Annotated in this window: 15 protein-coding genes; 11 read left to right on the top strand and 4 right to left on the bottom strand. The window is 69.3% G+C overall.

Annotated elements, in window-relative coordinates; all coding sequences use genetic code 11:
• Window positions 1-204: 204 nt before the first annotated feature.
• Window positions 205-1014 (bottom strand): ATP-dependent sacrificial sulfur transferase LarE, encoded by an 810-nt coding sequence (gene larE, locus AB0O34_RS32015; protein WP_363921854.1) that lies wholly within the window; start codon window positions 1012-1014, stop codon window positions 205-207.
• 167 nt (window positions 1015-1181) lie between these two features.
• Between larE and AB0O34_RS32010 the strand changes: the two genes are divergently transcribed.
• The 10 genes from AB0O34_RS32010 (at window position 1182) to AB0O34_RS31965 (ending at window position 13274) form a co-directional block, all read left to right on the top strand.
• A complete protein-coding gene (locus AB0O34_RS32010) occupies window positions 1182-2030 on the top strand; it encodes a fumarylacetoacetate hydrolase family protein (RefSeq protein ID WP_363921852.1) in 849 nt (282 codons plus the stop codon).
• A 64-nt stretch (window positions 2031-2094) separates the two neighbouring features.
• Window positions 2095-2847, top strand: coding sequence for an SDR family oxidoreductase (locus AB0O34_RS32005; RefSeq protein ID WP_363921850.1), 753 nt, complete (start codon window positions 2095-2097; stop codon window positions 2845-2847).
• A complete protein-coding gene (locus AB0O34_RS32000) occupies window positions 2844-3755 on the top strand; it encodes an aldo/keto reductase (protein ID WP_363921848.1) in 912 nt (303 codons plus the stop codon). The genes AB0O34_RS32005 and AB0O34_RS32000 overlap by 4 nt, the downstream gene beginning before the upstream one ends.
• Window positions 3745-5004 carry a nickel-dependent lactate racemase gene (gene larA, locus AB0O34_RS31995; RefSeq protein ID WP_363921846.1) on the top strand — a complete coding sequence of 420 codons (1260 nt, stop codon included), beginning with the start codon at window positions 3745-3747 and terminating at the stop codon, window positions 5002-5004. Before AB0O34_RS32000 ends, larA begins: the two co-directional genes overlap by 11 nt.
• A 76-nt stretch (window positions 5005-5080) precedes the next feature.
• Window positions 5081-5746, top strand: coding sequence for a nickel pincer cofactor biosynthesis protein LarB (gene larB / locus AB0O34_RS31990; RefSeq protein WP_363921844.1), 666 nt, complete (start codon window positions 5081-5083; stop codon window positions 5744-5746).
• A complete protein-coding gene (gene larC, locus AB0O34_RS31985; protein ID WP_363921842.1) occupies window positions 5743-6858 on the top strand; it encodes a nickel pincer cofactor biosynthesis protein LarC in 1116 nt (371 codons plus the stop codon). Before larB ends, larC begins: the two co-directional genes overlap by 4 nt.
• A 429-nt stretch (window positions 6859-7287) precedes the next feature.
• Window positions 7288-9093, top strand: coding sequence for a ricin-type beta-trefoil lectin domain protein (locus AB0O34_RS31980; protein ID WP_363921841.1), 1806 nt, complete (start codon window positions 7288-7290; stop codon window positions 9091-9093).
• Between the two features lie 299 nt (window positions 9094-9392).
• Window positions 9393-10418 carry a LacI family DNA-binding transcriptional regulator gene (locus tag AB0O34_RS31975; protein WP_363921839.1) on the top strand — a complete coding sequence of 342 codons (1026 nt, stop codon included), beginning with the start codon at window positions 9393-9395 and terminating at the stop codon, window positions 10416-10418.
• 851 nt (window positions 10419-11269) lie between these two features.
• Entirely contained in the window at window positions 11270-12559 is a 1290-nt protein-coding gene (locus tag AB0O34_RS31970) for an L-fuconate dehydratase (RefSeq protein ID WP_363921838.1), read from the top strand.
• Window position 12560: 1 nt separating this feature from the next.
• Window positions 12561-13274, top strand: coding sequence for a FadR/GntR family transcriptional regulator (locus tag AB0O34_RS31965; protein ID WP_363921836.1), 714 nt, complete (start codon window positions 12561-12563; stop codon window positions 13272-13274).
• Between the two features lie 75 nt (window positions 13275-13349).
• On the opposite strand, the gene AB0O34_RS31960 is transcribed toward AB0O34_RS31965, so the two are convergent.
• From AB0O34_RS31960 to AB0O34_RS31950, 3 genes are read right to left on the bottom strand one after another with little or no spacing between them, the layout of a single operon-like run.
• The gene (locus AB0O34_RS31960; protein WP_363921834.1) at window positions 13350-14402 is read right to left on the bottom strand and encodes an ABC transporter permease; all 1053 of its coding nucleotides are present in this window, start codon (window positions 14400-14402) and stop codon (window positions 13350-13352) included.
• Window positions 14395-15960, bottom strand: a complete 1566-nt coding sequence (locus AB0O34_RS31955) for a sugar ABC transporter ATP-binding protein (protein ID WP_363921832.1) — start codon at window positions 15958-15960, stop codon at window positions 14395-14397. The genes AB0O34_RS31960 and AB0O34_RS31955 overlap by 8 nt, the downstream gene beginning before the upstream one ends.
• A gap of 12 nt (window positions 15961-15972) precedes the next feature.
• A complete protein-coding gene (locus AB0O34_RS31950; protein ID WP_363921829.1) occupies window positions 15973-17025 on the bottom strand; it encodes a sugar ABC transporter substrate-binding protein in 1053 nt (350 codons plus the stop codon).
• A 362-nt stretch (window positions 17026-17387) separates the two neighbouring features.
• Between AB0O34_RS31950 and AB0O34_RS31945 the strand changes: the two genes are divergently transcribed.
• Complete coding sequence (locus AB0O34_RS31945) at window positions 17388-18110, top strand: FadR/GntR family transcriptional regulator (protein WP_363921827.1); 723 nt, start codon at window positions 17388-17390, stop codon at window positions 18108-18110.
• Window positions 18111-18645: the final 535 nt, after the last annotated feature.

Raw genomic sequence — 18645 nt, 5'->3', positions numbered from 1 at the left:
GTACAAATCTGGACCTGCCACGGCGGCACCAACCAGCAATGGACCCGCAGCTGAGACTACGGATCCCCGCCGAGGCGACCTGCCTCGGCGGGGTTCCCGGTTCGCCGTGGAGATCCGGCCTGAACGCGGCGCGGTCGATCATAACAATTCAGCATACGTCATACATCGGACGTCCGACGTATCCTGGTCAGTGGGCAAGTACGATCACCGCGGAAGCAGCGGAAGCAGGGCGTTGAGGCGTCCGGAGGCGAAGCCGGACAGGTCGAGCGAGCAGAAGGTGAAGCCGGCGCCGCGGACGGCTGTGTCGATGCGATCGCGGAGTCCGGCCGCGCGGGGGATCTCGGCGCTCGGGACCTCGACGCGGGCGAGCGTGCCCTGGGCGTGGGCGCGGACTCGGCACACGGGGAACCCCAGGTCGCGCAGGGCGGTCTCGGCGGTCTCGATCTTGCGCAGGATCTCAGGGGTCACGGGGTCGCCGTAGCTCACCCGGGACGCCAGGCAGGGCGCGGCGGGCTTGTCCGCCGTGACCAGGCCCAGCTCACGGCTGAGGGCGCGGACGTCGGCCTTGGTCAGCCCCGCGTCGACCAACGGGGTGACGGCACCGCGCTCGGTCGCCGCGCGACTGCCGGGCCGGTGGTCGCCGAGGTCGTCGAGGTTGGTGCCGAGCGCCATGCGGGCGCCCATCGCGGCCGCCAGCGGGGTGAGCGCGTCGAACAGCGCCGACTTGCAGTGGTAGCAGCGGTCGCGGCCGTTGGCGGTGTACTCCGGCCGCTCGGCTTCGTCGGTGCAGACCTCCAGGTGCGCCAGGCCGTGGTGCCGGGCGAACGCGCGGGCGGCGGACCGCTCGGCGGCGGCCAGGCTGGGGGAGACCGCGGTGACGGCCAGTGCCCGCGTGCCGAGCTCGCGGGCGGCGGCGAAGGCGAGCAGCGCGGAGTCGGCCCCGCCAGAGTAGGCGACGACCAAAGCGGTCTCGGCGCGCAGCCGCTCGCTCAGGCGGCGCATGATGTCATCCATCTGCGATCCAATTCATCCGATCAATGTGACGTGGACAGTAGTGTCGTGTGCGGTAATGGGCGAGCTGATCGATGAACACCGTGGCGGGAGGCTTTACTGCGATCCGATGAATCTGTCAGGCTCGCCCAATTCGTACCATCCCTGAACCAAGCGGAAGAAGGCAGTTCGTGAAGCTGTTGCGAGTGGGCCCGGCGGGCGGAGAACGGCCCTGCGTGCTCGCACCCGACGGCCGCGTCCTCGACCTGTCGTCGATCACACCGGACATCGACGGCGAGTTCCTGGCCGAGGGCGGCGTCGAGCGGGTGCGCTCGGCCCTTTCTGAGGGCGGCCTGCCCGAGGTTGAGCCGTACGCGCGCGTGGGTGCTCCTGTGGCCAGGCCAGGGAAGATCGTTTGCATCGGCCTGAACTATTCCGACCACGCGGAGGAGACCGGGGCTGCGATCCCGGCGGAGCCGGTGGTGTTCATGAAGGCGTCCAACACGCTCGTGGGCCCCGACGACGAGGTCCTGGTGCCGCGCCACAGCGTGAAGACCGACTACGAGGTCGAGCTGGCCGTGATCGTCGGCCGCACGGCCCGTTATCTGTCTTCGCCCGAGGAGGCGGTGGACGTGGTGGCCGGATACGCGATCGCCAACGACGTCTCCGAGCGCGAGTTCCAGATCGAGCGCGGCGGGCAGTGGGACAAGGGCAAGTCGTGCGAGACGTTCAACCCGCTGGGCCCCTGGCTGGTCACGGCGGACGAGGTCGGCGATCCACAGGCTCTCGGCCTGCGGCTGTGGGTCAACGGGGAGCTCCGCCAGAACGGCGGCACCAAGAACCAGATCTTCGGGGTGCACCACGTGATCTGGTACCTCAGTCAGTTCATGGTGCTGGAGCCGGGAGACGTGATCAACACCGGCACCCCGGCGGGGGTGGCGATGGGCATGGGCCCGGAGGCGTATCTGCGCGCGGGCGACGTGGTCGAACTCGAGATCGACGGCCTGGGCCGCCAGCGTCAGCGGATGGGGCAGGCATGAGACCGGACCAAGCGCTTCCCGGGCGGGCGGACCTGCGCGGAAACGAGCCGGCGCGGGAGGGACGATGAGCGAGCGGGCGGCCCGGGGCGAGTTCGAAGGGCTGGTGGCCGTGGTCACCGGCGGCGCCTCGGGCATCGGCAAGGCGGTCGCGGAGGAGTTGTCGGCGCGGGGCGCGCAGGTCGCGGTCCTGGACCTCAAGGACACCGAGTTCGTCTGCGATGTCACCGACGATGTCGCCGTAAGGCGGGCGGTCACGGCCGTGGCCGGGCAGTACGGGCGGATCGACGTGCTGGTGAACAACGCCGGCATCGGCGCGCAGGGCACGGTCGCCGACAACGACGACGCCGAGTGGCTGCGGGTGTTCGACCTGAACGTGGTGGGCATCGCCCGCGTCACCAGGGCGGCCCTGCCGTACCTGCGCCGATCTCCGCACGCGGCGGTCGTCAACACCTGCTCGATCGCGGCCACGGCGGGCCTGCCGCAGCGGGCGCTGTACTCGGCGTCCAAGGGCGCGGTACTCGCCCTGACCCGGGCGATGGCGGCCGACCACATCCGCGAGGGCATCCGCGTCAACTGCGTCAACCCCGGCACCGTGGACACCCCCTGGATCGGCCGGCTGCTGGACTCCGCCCCCGACCCGCAGGCCGAGCGCGCCGCGCTGGCCGCCCGGCAGCCGCACGGCCGCCTGGTCAGCGCACAGGAGGTCGCCGCCGCGGTCGCCTACCTGGCAAGCCCCGCGTCCGGCTCCACCGTCGGAATCGAACTGGCCGTGGACGGCGGCATGGCCGGTCTGAGGCTACGGCCGACGGGGTCATGAAATCCGACCTCGGAGCATACGGGCTCGGCACCGCACCGCTCGCCGGGCTGTTCGCCCCGGTGGAGCAGGCGCAGGCGCAGCGGACGCTGGCCGCGGCATGGGAGTCGGGGATCCGTTACTTCGACACCGCGCCGCACTACGGGGCCGGGCTGGCTGAAGAACGCCTCGGGCGTTTCCTGCGGGAGCTGCCCGAAGGTGCCGCGAAGGCGGTCGTCTCCACGAAGGTCGGCCGGGTGCTGGTTCCCGGCGAGGGCGAGGAGGACGGTTTCCCGGGCCGGGCCGGGTACGTGCGGATGCGGGACTACAGCCGCGACGGTGTGCTGCGCTCGCTGGACGACAGCCTGCGGCGCACCGGACTCGACCGGTTCGACCTGGTGTTCATCCACGATCCGGACGACCACTGGGAGCAGGCCGCGGGCGAGGCGTACCCGGCGCTGGCCGAACTGCGCGACCAGGGCGTGATCGGCGCGATCGGGGCCGGGATGAACCAGGCCGAGATGCTGACCAGGTTCGTCCGGGAGACCGACGTCGACGCGGTCCTGGTAGCCGGGCGTCACACGCTGCTCGACCGGTCCGCGGCGGCGGAGTTGCTGCCCGAGTGCGAACGGCGCGGCGTCGCGGTCATCGCGGGCGGGGTCTTCAACAGCGGTGTCCTCGCCGGGGGGACCACCTACGACTACGACGTCGCTCCGCCCGAGGTGATCGACCGGGCCGGCGAGCTGGAGCGGATCTGCGCGTCGTACGGGGTGCCGTTGCCGGCGGCGGCGCTGCGGTTCCCGCACCGGCATCCGGCCGTGACCACGGTCCTGATCGGCGCGCGCAGCCCGGAGGAGATCACGCAGGACGTGAGGCTGGCGGCGATGGACATACCGGACGCGCTGTGGAAGGAACTGGACCATGCGAGTTGACCTGGCCTACGGCACCGGCGGGCTCGTCGTGGATCTGCCGGACGACCGGACCACGGTGATCACCCCGGTGGACAGGGCCGCCGCCGGCGACGAGGCGGCGGAGCTGCGGCGCGCCTTGCGTGACCCTGTCGCGGGTCCGCCGTTGCGTGAACGGGTGCGCCGCGGCCAGACGGTGGCGATCTCGGCGTGCGACGGTACGCGTCCACAGCCCCGGCACCTGATGATCCCCGCGATCCTGGCCGAGCTGGACGGCGTCGTCGACCTGGACGACGTGGTGATCCTGGTGGCCACGGGCACCCACCGGGGCAACTCCGGCGCCGAGCTGCGGGCGATGTTCGGCGATCAGGTGGTGGAGGCGGTGCGGATCGTCAACCACGACGCGCGCGACGCCTCGTCGCTGCGCTGGATGGGCCGCTACGGCAAGGACGTCCCGGTCTGGCTCAACCGGGAGTGGGCCGACGCGGACGTGCGGATCACAACCGGTTTCGTGGAGCCGCACTTCTTCGCTGGCTTCTCGGGCGGTCCCAAGCTGGTCGCGCCCGGGCTCGCCGCGCTGGAGACCGTGCTGACCCTGCACGACGCGGCCCGGATCGGCGACTCGCGGGCCACCTGGGGAGTCATCCAAGGCAACCCCGTACACGACGACGTCCGCGCGATAGCCGCCGGAACCGGGGTCACCTTCGCCCTCGACGTCGTGCTCAACCGCGAGCAGAAGATCGTGCGGGCGTTCGGCGGCGACCTGCCGGCGATGCACGCCGCCGCCACGGCCGCCGCCCGCGCCGCGGCGATGCGGCCGGTCGCAGAGCCCTTCGAGGTGGTGGTGACGACCAACGCGGGCTTCCCGCTCGACCAGAACCTCTACCAGTCGGTCAAGGGCATGAGCGCCGCCGCCCAGGTCGTCCGGCCGGGGGGAACGATCATCTGCGCCGCCGAGTGCCGCGACGGGTTCCCCGACCACGGCTCCTACCGGGAGGTGCTCACCTCGGCCGCCTCACCGGAGGCACTGTTCCAGGAGATCTCCCGACGCACCGTCACCGTGCCCGACCAGTGGCAGGTGCAGATCCAGGCCCGCATCCAGCGCACCGCCCGCGTGATCATGCACACCTCCCACCTGAGCGATGCCGATCTGGCCACAGCCCACCTGGAGCAGACCGACGACATCGCCGCCACGGTACGCGCCCTGCCCGGCCGGGTGTGCGTCCTGCCGGAGGGGCCGATGACCATTCCGTACCTCGCCGAGGAGGCGTAGTGCTCCGATGCCCCCTGATCCACCCGCCGCTGTCGAGAGGCCGCGACGATCCGCCGAGCACCGTGGGCCCCCTCGTATGAGCGAGTCGTTGGATCTCGGGTACGCGCGGCTCGACATAGCCAGGGAGGCTCGCCAGGGGCTGCCCGAGATCGTCTACGGTCCAGGCAAGCGGGTGAGCGAGATCGCCGGGATCGTCACCGCTCTGATCGACCGCAACACCGGCCCCGTCCTGGTGACCCGTCTCGAGCCGGACGCCGCCGCGGACGTGGTCGCGCTCGTCCCCGGCGGCCGGTACGAGGAGGCCGCGCGTCTGCTCGTCTGGCGCGAGGCGCGGCCGATCGGCCACACGGTGGCGGTGGTCACCGCGGGGACGGCGGACGGCCCGGTGGCCGCCGAGGCCGCCGCCGTCGCCTCCGCCCTCGGCCTGCGGACCACGATGGTCAGGGACGTGGGGGTGGCGGGGATCCATCGGGTGCTCGCCGCCGCCGGGGACCTGCGCGCGGCCGACAGCGTGATCGTCATCGCCGGCATGGAGGGGGCGCTGGCCAGCGTCGTCGGCGGTCTTGTCGAGACGCCGGTGATCGCGGTGCCCACCTCCACCGGCTACGGCGCCGCGCTGGAGGGCGTGACCGCCCTGCTCGCCATGCTCACCTCGTGCGCGGCCGGGATCACCGTGGTCAACATCGACTCCGGATTCGGCGCCGCACTGGCGGCCTACCGCCTCACCAGGGGACCAAGGTGATCCTCTACCTGAATCCGTTCACCGGCCTGGCCGGCGACATGCTCCTCGGCGCCCTCCTCGACGTGGGCGCCTCGATCGACGCCGTACGACGCGCCGTCGCCATGACAGGCCTGACCGGCTGGCGGCTGGAGGCCGAGCAGGTGCGCACCGGCCCGCTGGTCGCCCTCCGCGTCCGGATCGACGTCGACGACGACGCCACCGAGCGGCCCGCCTCGACCCTGATCGAGATGGCGTCCCGGACCGGACTGTCCGTCGCCGAGGCGGCGCTGACCGCGATCGCCGAGGCCGAGGGCGCACTGCACGGCGTCCCGGCCGCCGATGTCCACCTGCACGAACTCGGCGGGCACGACACGCTGATCGACATCATCGGCTGCGCGGCGGCGCTCCGGGACCTGGGTGTGACACGCGTCCACTGCGCGCCGCTGCCCCTGGGCGGCGGCACCGTGCTGACCCGTCACGGCGTGCTGCCCGTGCCCGCTCCCGCCACGCTCACCCTGCTCAAGGGGGCACTGGTGCGGGGCGGGGAGGCAGGGGAGGCGGTCACGCCGACCGGGGCGGCCGTGCTGCGGGCCGCCGGCACCGTGTACGGCCCGGCGCCGGAGATGGAACTGCGCGCCACCGGATACGGCGCGGGCAGCCGGGCGCTGCCTGACCGGCCCAACGTGACCGTGGCCATGCTCGGACGAGCCGTCGCGGAGCCCGTCCGCCAGGTCGTGCTGTCGACCAACGTCGACGACGTGACCGGAGAGGTCCTCGGGTACGTGATCGAGCGTGCCATGGCCGCGGGCGCCGCCGATGCCTGGGTCACGCCCGCCGTCATGAAGAAGGGCCGTCCCGCACACGTCCTGAACGTGCTCGCGCCTCTTGAGTCGGCCGAAGGCCTGCAGGAGCTGGTTCTCGCCGAGACGGGGAGCCTTGGCCTGCGGCGCAGCGTGGTCGAGAAGGTCGCGCTGCCCCGGCACTTCGAGACCGTGAAGCTGTATGGACACGAGGTACGGATGAAACACGGGCCGTGGGGGGTCAAACCCGAACACGACGACCTGGTCAGACTCGCCGAGGCCACCGGAAGGCCGCTGCGGGAACTGGCACGAAAGGCCCTCGACGCCCTGTGACCCGCATCGACGCCCGCCACCTGCCGGGTCTGTCCAGGCGATCGCGGACCTGGCTCGAGTGCGCACGGCGTTCTCGGTGACCGCCGTGTCCCGAGCGGAAGGGTCACCACCTGCGCGGCCGAAGAGGCGCGACACAGACGAATCGATTCGCGATCCAGGGTCCTTTCGCCGGTCGAAGGGGAGCGGCGTCGATCGTCAGCGCTAACACATGCTCACGGGCCAGCACTCCTTCCATTGGGGTCGGTGGATGGGTCCCGAAACACGTCATTCACGTCTCGGACACTCGCCATTGACATCGCACCACAGCGAATCCTAAGCTGCGTGCGAATCGGTTCGATGAATCGGTCGTCTCCCCAGCGCGGGCCCGTCCGCCGAGTCGAGCTGCTCACCTACGCGCCAGCGCTCGGAGCCCTTCGTGAGGAGTGCGAGATGAACATCGGCGTGTCGTCAAGCAAGTCACCAGTGGACACCGCCCCCGGCAGGCGGCGCGTACGCCGCCGCGTTCTCACCACGGTGCTTTCCGTCGGCGCGCTCGTCGCCGCGTCCCTCATCACGACTGCCGGACCGGCTCAGGCCGCCGACCAGTCCATCGCCGTCAACTTCTCCTCTGCGGGTGGCTCCCCGACCTACCGGGCCTCCGGCTGGATCTACGGGATGACCGAGAACGCCTCCGCGCCGGCGGACAACTTCTACACCGATGTGAAGTTCCGGTACATGCGCGCCGGTGGGGCGCAGTTGGACAGTCCAGGCGGTTGGGTGTCGGGTAAGTACGACCGCCGGTGGAACGCGACCCGCGCGCAGTTGCTGCGTACCCGGTCGCTGGGTGGTGAGTTCGTCCTGCTGGTCCATGACCTGTGGGGCGCCGACGGTTACCCGATCTCGCGTTTCCCCGGCGACAACGGCAACTGGACCGACTACGACGCCTTCCTCACCCGCCTGATCAACGATGTGCGCGCCACCGGCGCCCCGGTCCAGTGGGACCTGTGGAACGAGCCCAACATCACGTTGTTCTGGAACCGCCCGCAGTCGCAGTACTTCGAGATGTGGCGGCGCGCCTACCAGCGCGTCCGCGCCGCGTTCCCCTCCCATCTCATCGTGGGCCCGAGCTTCGCCGGCGTCCCCTCCACGGGCGGCTGGTGGACCCAGTACCTCGACTACGTCAAGGCCAACAACGTGGTACCCGACATCGTCAGCTGGCACTCCCTGCCCGGCGACCCGGTGGCGAACGTGGCGACCGCGAACACCACACTGGACTCCCGGGGCATCGCTCACTCGCGTCCGTACCAGATCAACGAGTACGGGGCGTCCAACGAGCAGAACCCGGCCGATGGCGCGTGGTACATCGCCCGCCTGGAGCGGGCCGGCGCCGATGGCCTGCGCGCCAACTGGGCGAGCGGCGGCAACCTGCACAATGACCTGGGCAACCTGCTGGTCCACAACTCGGCTGGTCAGTACCAGCCCAAGGGCGAATGGTGGGCCTACCGCTTCTACGGCTCGCAGACCGGGCAGATCGTTTCCGTCACCCCAAGCGCCAACTACGACGCGTTCGCCACCAAGGCGACCGGGAACGCCAAGGTCCTGGTCGGCGGTGGGACCACGACCGGGAACATCGCCGTCAACCTGCAGGGCCTGAACACCACCAGCGGCATCGTGCAGAACAACCAGGTGCGGGTGCTCGTCGAGCGCATCCCGTACAACGGCGGCGGCGCGGTGACCGGCCCGGTCACCGTCCAGAACTCCGTGGTGACCCTGTCCGGCAACGGCACGACGGTCAACCTGCCTCACAGCAGCGTCGACGACACCTTCACCATCACGGTCCTGCCTCCCTCGGACGGCGGTCCGGGCGGGTCGACGTCGGTGCTGCGCAACGTCAACGCCGGGCGGTGCCTGGAGGTCCCGAACCTGTCGCAGACCAACGGCACGCAGGTCGCGTTGTGGGACTGCAACGGCGCGGCCAACCAGCAGTGGACGCTCACCTCCTCGAATCAGCTGCAGGTGTACGGCAACAAGTGCCTGGACGCCAACGGGCAGGGCACCGCCAACGGCACGCCGGTGATCATCTGGGACTGCAACGGCCAGGCCAACCAGCAGTGGCGCGTGAACGCCGACGGCACCATCACCGGCGTGCAGTCCGGCCTGTGCGTGGAGGCCAGCAACTTCGGCACGGCGAACGGCACGAAGGTGCAACTGTGGTCCTGCACCGGCACGACGAGTCAGAAATGGACTCGAAGCTGACCCGGCGGCCGGCGCTGACCTGTCAGGCATGACGTAGGCACGGTGCCACGCCGGGAGTGAGACGGCCCGGCGGCGAGATCTTCCCGCCGCCGGGCCGATCCCATGATCGTGCGACCTTCGCTGACACGTGCTTCGCGGCTGTTCCCGGCCTGTGTTGAATCGGTTCGCACGAAGACAGCCCCGCACACCCCGAACGTCAACGGGGGTTAAGCGCGAACGCCGCCGCATCTCAGCCGTTCTTCCGCGGGCTCGATTCGACTTACGATGTGCGTATCGGCCGGTCGGGGTGAGGAGCGCCAGTGAACATCGGGGAGATCGCCAGGCGGTCGGGTGTGTCGCGTAGCACGGTCTCCTACGCTCTGAGCGGTAAGCGTCCGGTGTCGGAGGAGACCCGGCGGCGTATCCAGGCGGTCATCGACGAACTGGGCTATCGGCCCAACGCTGTGGCCAAGGCGCTCAAGGAAGGGCGAACTCGCACTCTCGGGCTGGTCATACCCCCGGCGAGCCGGCGCCTGACCGATATGCAGCTCGGTTTCGTGGCCAGTGTCGTCGACGCCGCGGCGCGCGCCGACCTGGATGTGCTGCTGTCGCCGTCGGGGGGTGAGCACGACCGTTCGTTCGAGCGTGTGGTGGGCGGCAGGCGCGTGGACGGTGTCATCGTGATGGAGATCCGGCTGGAGGACGACCGGGTCACCCGGCTGCGGCAGAGTGGGCTGCCGTTCGTGGGCATCGGCCGGACCGGCCGTCCGGAGGAGATGTCCTGGGTGGACGTCGACTACGAGACGTTGATCTCCAAGTGCGTGCATCACCTGGCCGACCTGGGCCATCGGCGCATCGGCCTGGTGAACCGCTCCGCGGAGCTGGTGGCGGCGGGGTACGGTCCCGGCCATCGGGCCCAGGCCGGTTTCACGCGCGCGGTGGCCGAACGCGACCTGGAAGGTGTGCAGACCTGCTGTGCCGACGACGCCCAGTCCGGGGTTTCCTGCGTCGAGCGGCTCCTTGACGACCACCCCGGCCTGACCGCCGTCGCCACGATCAACGAGGCCGCCATCCCGGGCATGTACCGTGCCTTGGCCCAGGCGGGACTGGCCGTGCCCCGGGACTTCTCCATCGCCGGCGTCGCCGCCCGTGACTGGGCAGAGAACCTGCACCCGCCGCTCACCGCCGCCGACGTACCCGCCGACGAGCTCGGCGCCCACGCCGTCGAGATGCTCATCCAGCGCATCGCCGATCCCGCCATTCCGCACCGTCATGTCCTGGTCGCCCCTCCCGTCTCCCTCCGCGGGAGCACCGGCCCCGCACGCCTCCGCGAACCGCAGCCCTGACGACGCGGACTTCCCACCACCGCCCCCTCCGCGCGGCCTATGGCCGCGACGAGCGCGATGACGGCCGTGAGCGTGCCGAGGGCTGCGCTGATGGCGGAGACCGTGCTGGGCCAGGAGGGTTCTTCTGCGAGTAGTGCGATAGTCATGGAGATCATGACATTCCCCGTATACATGGGTTTGTCAGCTGATTCCACTTCGTGATCTCTGGCTTCGGCTAAGGATCCGCCACGTCCCGAGTCCACCCGGATTGGTCAGGGTAGGCGGCATGCATGGCAGCTGCAGGAGAGTCTCACCACCCCGGTACGCGCGTTGAGGAGTCCGGGATCTACGAGTGCGACGGAGGGTGCGGGCACAGCACCAACGTGCGCGGGCATACCTTCCCGCCGCTCCCCGAGGGATGCAAGGGCGGCGGTTGGCGGATGACGACCAGGACGCCCAGAGACGGCGGGTAGGGCGCCGCCCCTTCCAGCTTGCGGATCCTACATAGGGGCCGCAGGGTCTATGAGCTCACGCCCAACGGTGCCGCGCTTGCTACGGCGAAGCTTGCCGAATTGAGCGAGGCCTACCGCCCCCGGCGTTCGGACGGCTCAATCCGCAAGGAAGGCTGGTGTGATCGCTCAGCAGGTGCTCGTCACGGCTCTCCTGTACGCGTTCGGTGCGGTCATCGCCGTCCTCGGTGTGGCCACGACCGTGATCGCGACAGCTTGCAGCGACCTCATAAAAGCGCCGAGGCTGCCAGATTCATCGGGTTTACGGATAAAGAATGAGCCTTTCAACGTGGATTACTTGACCTGGGTCGGATGCGTGCTTACTGTCCTGGTCGTATTCATCGGATCAATTGGAGCTGGTTCATGCCGACAATCACCTCGGTGAACGTGATCGACGTCCGGTTCCCCACCTCGGCCACCCTCGACGGGTCCGATGCGATGAACCCCGACGGCGACTACTCGGCCGCCTACGTCGTCCTGGAGACTGACACGGACCTGGCGGGCTACGGCCTGACGTTCACCATCGGACGCGGCAACGACCTGTGCGTGGCCGCGGCGCGGCAGATCGGGGCACGGCTGACCGGTCGCGACGTGGACGAGCTGGCCCGCGACCTCGGCGGCCTTTATCGGGAGATCATGGGGGACAGTCAGATGCGCTGGCTCGGCCCGGAGAAGGGTGTGGTGCACCTGTCGGCGGCGGCCGTGCTGAACGCCGCATGGGACCTGGTCGCCCGCCGGGCCGGCAAGCCGCTGTGGCGGCTCGTCGCGGACATGTCACCCGAAGAGCTGGTCGCGGCCTGCGACCTCCGCTATCTGTCGGACGTGCTCACGGCGGCCGAGGCCGTCGAGATCCTGGCCGCGCTCGCTCCCACGCGCGAGCAACGCGTCGCCGAGCTCGCCGAGCGGGGATATCCCGCCTACACCAGCTCCCCCGGATGGCTGGGTTACGACGACGACAAGCTGCGCGGCCTGTGCCGCGAGGCCGTCGCCGAGGGCTGGACCCACGTCAAGCTCAAGGTGGGCGCGAACATCGAGGACGACGTCCGCCGCCTGTCGATCGCCCGGGAGGAGATCGGCGACCGCACGCTGCTGATCGACGCCAATCAGGTGTGGGACGTGCCGCAGGCCATCGAGTGGGTGAACCGGCTGGCGTCGTACGAGCCGATGTGGATCGAGGAGCCGACCAGTCCCGACGACATCCTCGGCCACGCCGCCATCCGCAAGGCGGTCGCCCCCATGGGGGTGGCCACCGGGGAACACTGCCACAACCGGGTCATGTTCAAGCAACTCCTCCAGGCCGGGGCGATCGACTTCTGCCAGATCGACTCCTGCCGCCTGGCCTCGGTCAACGAGATCGTCCCGGTGCTGCTGATGGCCGCCAAGTTCGGCGTGCCCGTCTGCCCGCACGCCGGCGGCGTAGGCCTGTGCGAGCTGGTCCAGCACATGTCCGTGATCGACTATGTCTGCGTGAGCGGCAGTCTCGAAGGGCGGGTGCTGGAGTACGTCGACCATCTGCACGAGCACTTCACCGACCCGGTCCGCGTCGAACGCGGACGCTACCGGCTGCCCGAGGCCCCCGGCTACAGCGCCCGCATGCACCCCGGCTCCGTTGCCGCCTACCGTTACCCTGACGGCCACCGATGGGGAGGCTGACGTGGGGGTCGTCGAGACCGCGATCGACACGATCAAGCAAATGATCATCGGCGGGGAGTTGCGCCCGGGCCAGAAACTGCCCGTCGAGAAGGATCTGGCCGAACAACTCGGGATCTCTCGCAACACCTTGCGCGAGGCCGTGCGCGCGCTGATCGCCATGCGTGTCCTGCAGACGCGCCAGGGCGACGGCACCTACGTCACCAGTCTGTCCCCGGGGCTCCTGCTCGACGGGATGAGTTTCGTCGCCGACGTTCACCAGGGCGGTGGGGCGGGGGAGTTCATGCACGTGCGCCGCATCCTGGAGCCGGAGGGAACGGCGCTGGCGGCCCCCCGGATCACTGACGCGGACCTGGGCCGGCTCGGCGACCTGCTCGATGAGGCCGAACGGCTCGCCTCGGAAGGCGTGGTGGACCACGGCAAACTCGTCGCCCTCGACCAGGACTTCCACTCCCTGATCATCTTCCACTGCGGTAATCCGGTTCTCGCCGCCGTCATCGAGAACCTGTCCGGCCGCACCGTACGGGCCCGGATCTGGCGGGGTATGACCGACCCCCAGGCCCTCCGGCGCACCTTGCGCGAACACCGCGCCATCCATCAGGCCCTGCTGGCACGGGACGCGGAGCGGGCCCGTCTCCACGCCGCGACGCACATTCTCGGCGTCGAGGACGGCCTGGCGGCCCTGCGGCTCGCAGGTCCAGAAGGAGACATTCGATGAATGGGGCGATGAACCGGCTCAGTGAGCGGCTGGAGACACCTGATCGGCCCGGGCCCAGCCGCCCCCTTGTTCCCTTCACTCCTGCGTCTTGCCGCCGGTGAGCCGCGAGATCACCAGCGCGGTGAGGATGATCGCCCCATTGAGCGCGCCGATCCACTGGGCCGGGACACCCGCGAGGGTGAGAACGTTCTGGATCATGTAGAGCAGCAGGATGCCGGTGAACGCGCCGAACACCGTTCCCTTGCCGCCGTTGAGGCTCACCCCGCCGATGACGGCGGCGGCGAACACGGTGAAGATCGCCCCATTTCCCTGGCCGGCGGCGACGGAGGCGAGACGGCCCGCGAGAAGGAGGCCGCCGAGCGCCGCGAGCACGCTCGCGGAGATCAGAGTGATCCACAGCACCCGGTCGGTGCGGATTCCCGCGGCTTTGGCCGCGTCGACATTGCCGCCGATCGCGTACAGAGAGCGGCCGAAACCGGTGAATCCGAGCAGCACCACACCGGCCGCGAACAGCAGCAGGCAGATCCAGATGGACGCGGGTATGCCGAGCCAGATCGTTGAGCCCAGGTAAGTCATCGACGACGGGAGGTTGAAGAAGGTCTGCCCACCCGAGACGCCCGTGAGAAGGCCGCGCAGCACGATCAGCATGCCGAGGGTGACGATGAACCCGTTGAGGCCGAAGCGGACGATGAACAGCGCGTTCACCACCCCTGCCAGCACCCCCACCGCGAGGGTGACCGGGATGGCCCAGGCGCCGGGCAGCAGGCCGAGCCCGTGTCCCGACCCCACCGCGACCGTCACCCAAGCGGCCACGCCGGGCGCCAGCCCGAACGTCGACTCCAGTGACAGGTCCATCCTGCCGGCGACCAGGACGAGCGTCTGCGCGAGCACCAGCAGCGAGATCTCCGACATGGTCTGCAGAATGTTGATCAGATTGTCGGCCTGCAGGAAGATCGGGTGAACGATCTGCCCGACGATCGCGATCACGATGATCGCGGGGACCAGGGCCAAGTCCCGCAACCGCGCCAGGCGCAGCCCGGCGCGCCGCCTTCCCCGTCCCGTGCCCTCCGGAGCCGGGGAGCCCGGCGGGCGTCCGGTCCCGGGGTGCGCGGTGGTGGTCTCAGGCATCGAGGTCGACTCCTTCCATGGCGGCCACCATCTCCTGGTCGTGCCAGCCGGCGGGCAGTTCCGCGATGGCGCGGCCATGGAACATCACCAGCACCCGATCGCACAGCCGCAGATCGTCGAGTTCGTCCGACGCGATCAGGATGCCGGTCCCGCTCTCCGCGATCTCCTCGACCTTGCCGAGCAGGAACTCCTTGGAGCGGACGTCGACCCCGGCGGTCGGCGTGATGAGGACGAGCAGGCGGGGGCTGTTCGCCAGAGCGCGGGCCATCACGACCTTCTGCTGGTTTCCCCCGGACAGCCCTGTGACGGGCAGTTCGGGGCCGGGGGTCTTGATCGCCAGATTGTCGATCATCTCGCGGGCCAGCTGGTCTTTGCGCCGGTTGCTGACGAAGCCCGCCGAACCGAGCCGCTTCGGAATGGTCAGCGTGGTGTTGTCGGCGATCGACATCAACGGGACCAGGCCCTGGTGGTGGCGGTCCCTGGGGACGAATCCCACGCCCACGGTCAGCGACGCCGGCACGCTGCCGGGGCGCGGGCGGCTCCCGGCCACCTCCACCGTCCCCGACCGCGGGGTCCGCAACCCCACGACGGCCTCGGCGAGCTCGGTCTTCCCGCTACCGCCCAGGCCGGCCAGCCCGACGATCTCCCCGGCGTGGACCCGCAGGTCCACCTCATGGTAGAGCTCGCCGTCGCTCAGTCCACGGGCGTCGAGGACGACCGGCGCGTGCGGGGGGACGGCCGGGCGGACCCGCCGCTCCCTTAGACCCGCGGCCTCGCCGGTCATCGCCCCCACCAAATCCGCCTGTGGAACCTCGGCGACCGGCGCGGTGAGGATGTGCCGGGCGTCGCGGAACACCGTGACGGTGTCGCAGATCTCATAGATCTCCTGGAGATGATGGCTGATGAACAAGAAGGTGACGCCCTGCTCGCGCATGGCCCGCATCCGCTCGAAGAGCCGGGAGATCGCCGCGCCGTCGAGTTGGGCGGTGGGTTCGTCCAGGACGATGAACCTCGCGCCGAACGACAGCGCCCGGGCGATCTCCACGAACTGCCGCTGCTCCACCCCGAGCTCTCGCGCCGGCCGCCGGACGTCGACGTCCACCGACCACGTCTCCAGCAGTTCGGCCGCCTTCCGCCACACGCTCCTCCAGTCGACCAGCCCGAGCCGGTTGCGCTTGTGCCGGTTCAGGTAGAGATTCTCGGCAACGGTCAACTCGGGGATGATGGTCGACTTCTGGTAGACGCAGGCGACCCGCTCACGCCAGGCGTCCCTGTCTGGGAGCCGGGGAGCGGGGACCCCATCGAAGCGGATCTCTCCCTCGTCCGGCGGCTGCAGCCCGGTCAGTATGGAGACCAGGGTCGACTTCCCCGCGCCGTTGCGTCCGACGAGAGCGTGCGTCCGTCCCGGCATGATCTTTATGTGGGCGCGATCCAGCGCGACCGTCTCGCCGTATCTCTTGGTGACGCGCTCGGCCTCGGCGACCGGTCCGTCGGCGCGGACCGGCTCGTCGTCGCGTGCGGGCGGAGGTTTCTGGGTCGCTCCCGCGTGGTCGCCCATGGCCATGCCCTTTCAGTTCAGGTTGTTGCCCCATAGCGACTTGTCGTCGTGTTTGACGCTGGGGACGCCTCCGTACGTGCCGCCATCTGCGGTGACGAGGGGCGCGGAGAGCTGGTCTTCCAGCAAGCCCGGGCGGACCTGCACGATCGTGCTGTCGTGATCGGTCTTGCCGGGTTGGAAGGTCTTGCCGTCGATCGCGGCCTTGGCGTACGAGAGAGCCCACTTGGCATAGAGGTCGGCGGGCTGGGAGACGGTCGCGTCGATGTCACCGGCGGCGATGTCCTTGAGCTCCTGCGGGATGCCGTCGTTGGAGACCACGAAGACATGCTTGGGGTCGTCCGGCGCGACCAGCAGACCGCGCTGCTTGAGTACCTGCAGCGTGCCGGCGAGGGCGAAGCTCGACTGCATGTAGACGCCCTTGACGTCCGGGTTCGCGGTGAGAACCGTCGAAAGCTTCTGCGCGGCCACCGCTCCGTCCCAGTTCGCGGCCTCGCCGAAGACCTTGATCTCCGGATAGTCCTGCTTCATGCAGGCGTTGAACGCCTCGGTGCGATCCCTCCCGTTGATGGAGGCCAGGTCGCCTTGGAGCATGACCACCTTGCCCTTGGCCTTGAGCTTCTCGCCCAGGAACCGGCAGGCCTTCTCCCCGTACGCGCGGTTGTCGGCGCGCACGACCATGAAGGCGTTCCCCTGGTCGGGCCGGGTGTCCACGAGAACGGCGGGAATCTTCTTGCCTTCGAGCTGCTGGAGTGTGGGCGCCACCGCGGCGGTGTCCTGCGGTGCCATGACGATGCTGCGCACGCCTTGCCCGACCAGGCTCTGGACGTTGGCGGTGAGCGTGGAGACGTCGTTCTGGGAGTTGGTGGTCTTGAGATCCGCCCCGAGCTCGCCGCCGAACTGTGGCACGTACGTGATGTAGGAGTTCCAGAAGTCCGTGTCCGAACGCGGGTAGTCGACGCCGATGAGCGGTTTCGCCGACGCACTCTGCTCACTGCCGCCGCATGCCGCAGCCAAGCACCCGGACATGGCAAGGGCCGCGGTGAGCGCGAACCTTCTGTGTTTCATCGTCTCTCCTCATGAGTCACCACGGTGGGGGATCGCCATGGCGGGCTGCGCCGCAGGCTCGAACGGGGTCCGCGCCGCGAGATGTGGGACTCCGGCGAGAGGCCTCGAAGGCGCTCATCTTCAACAAGCACATGGGATGTCTTTCTATGGCCAAACCTGACCGGTGTCCAGACCTCATCGGATGGAATCGCTGAAACCTCTTGGACACCGCAAGAAACACCCTCCCGGGCAGGGTTCAAACGGATCTCGTCGTCGGTGGATCAGAAAGATCACCCGATACATCACATGTCTGCGCCGGCTGATGGCAATCTCGGACGGGGGTGAGGTGGCTACCTTCCGGCTTGAGGTACGAAGATTCGTCTATGTCGTTGACCGAGCAGGCGATCGAACGCATCAGACAACTCATCAAGGACGGAACCCTCCACCCCGGTGCGCGGCTACCTCCCGAACAAGACCTGGCCGCCGAGCTGGGTCTTTCTCGCAACCTGCTCAGAGAGGCCGTCCGCTCCCTCGTCACGACACGCGTGCTGGAGGTGCGCAGAGGGGACGGCACCTTCGTCACGAGCCTCAAGCCGGAGCTGCTGCTGGAGGGGGTCGGCCTCGCCGTCGAGATGATGCGGGGCGACGACTTACTGGAGATCACCGAGGTGCGGCGCCTGTTCGAGCCGGTGGCCACGGGCGTCGCGGCCCTTCGCATCACCGCGGACCAGTTGGCGGAGGTCGCACGCCACCTCGATGCCATGATCGCCGCTCACGATGACGTGGAGACGCTCAACCACCACGACGACGCCTTCCACCGGACCGTGTTCGAGGCGACGGGCAACAGGTCGCTGTGCGCATTGCTCGCCGGCATCGCCAGCCAGACGCTCCGTGCCCGCGTCTGGCGCGGCCTCGTGGAGGGGAACGCGGCCGACCGCACCATCGCCGAGCACGCCGCCATCTACCGGGCGCTCGCGGACGGTGACGCCCCTCTCGCTCATGCGGCGGCGCTCATGCATGTGAACACCACCGAGACGTGGCTGCGGGAGAACCTTGGCCCGTCGCTGTCGGGTCCCGACCTCGAACCACTGCGACGGTCTTCCTGAAGACCTCCCCGCACCCATGGGGAAGCCCACCTTGACGGGCGATCGCCCTCCTCCACGAGGGACATGGGCGCCTCTCGACCCCGAGTCGCTCGATCGGCGCGTCGTCACGCGCTGAAAGTTACACACCCGCACTTCTCGGCGATCGTGAGGGTGTACGTCGCCAAACATGGGTTGTCTGCGCGGGAAACTCGAGACGGGGAAGGCGCGCGTCCGCAGCATGCGAACCGTCAGCGGCATCACAGCCACCTCCTTCAGGGCCGCGAATTTCCCCGAGACCTGTGAACCGATGGTGCTTCACGGTCGGCCTTCTCCCGCTCGGCACCTCGGACAATCGGCGAGGGTCTAGACAGATCTCCATAGTTGGCTTACAAAGACATCCAATGTCTCTGTTGTGACACCCCAGTCATCTCTGTGAAACCCGCACGTGACCCAGTAGAGCTCCCCGGTCCTGAGAGGTCTCCGCTCATGTCCTCGTCCGCGTTCCAGTTCAGTCGTCGCGCACTGCTCGCCGGGGCCGGGGGTGTCGCGGCCTCAG

Origin of the sequence: Sphaerisporangium sp. NPDC088356 (assembly GCF_040685555.1) — a bacterium.
Taxonomy (GTDB): domain Bacteria; phylum Actinomycetota; class Actinomycetes; order Streptosporangiales; family Streptosporangiaceae; genus Sphaerisporangium.
The sequence above is the reverse complement of the archived record's forward strand: the minus strand, read 5'-3'. Positions and strand labels throughout refer to the sequence as shown.

Coding starts and splice junctions, on each gene's coding strand:
- larE (WP_363921854.1), bottom strand. CDS start 1,014: ATGGATGACATCATGCGCCGCCTGAGCGAGCGGCTGCGCGCCGAGACC.
- AB0O34_RS32005 (WP_363921850.1), top strand. CDS start 2,095: ATGAGCGAGCGGGCGGCCCGGGGCGAGTTCGAAGGGCTGGTGGCCGTG.
- AB0O34_RS32000 (WP_363921848.1), top strand. CDS start 2,844: ATGAAATCCGACCTCGGAGCATACGGGCTCGGCACCGCACCGCTCGCC.
- larA (WP_363921846.1), top strand. CDS start 3,745: ATGCGAGTTGACCTGGCCTACGGCACCGGCGGGCTCGTCGTGGATCTG.
- larB (WP_363921844.1), top strand. CDS start 5,081: ATGAGCGAGTCGTTGGATCTCGGGTACGCGCGGCTCGACATAGCCAGG.
- AB0O34_RS31980 (WP_363921841.1), top strand. CDS start 7,288: ATGAACATCGGCGTGTCGTCAAGCAAGTCACCAGTGGACACCGCCCCC.
- AB0O34_RS31970 (WP_363921838.1), top strand. CDS start 11,270: ATGCCGACAATCACCTCGGTGAACGTGATCGACGTCCGGTTCCCCACC.
- AB0O34_RS31960 (WP_363921834.1), bottom strand. CDS start 14,402: ATGCCTGAGACCACCACCGCGCACCCCGGGACCGGACGCCCGCCGGGC.
- AB0O34_RS31955 (WP_363921832.1), bottom strand. CDS start 15,960: ATGGGCGACCACGCGGGAGCGACCCAGAAACCTCCGCCCGCACGCGAC.
- AB0O34_RS31950 (WP_363921829.1), bottom strand. CDS start 17,025: ATGAAACACAGAAGGTTCGCGCTCACCGCGGCCCTTGCCATGTCCGGG.
- AB0O34_RS31945 (WP_363921827.1), top strand. CDS start 17,388: ATGTCGTTGACCGAGCAGGCGATCGAACGCATCAGACAACTCATCAAG.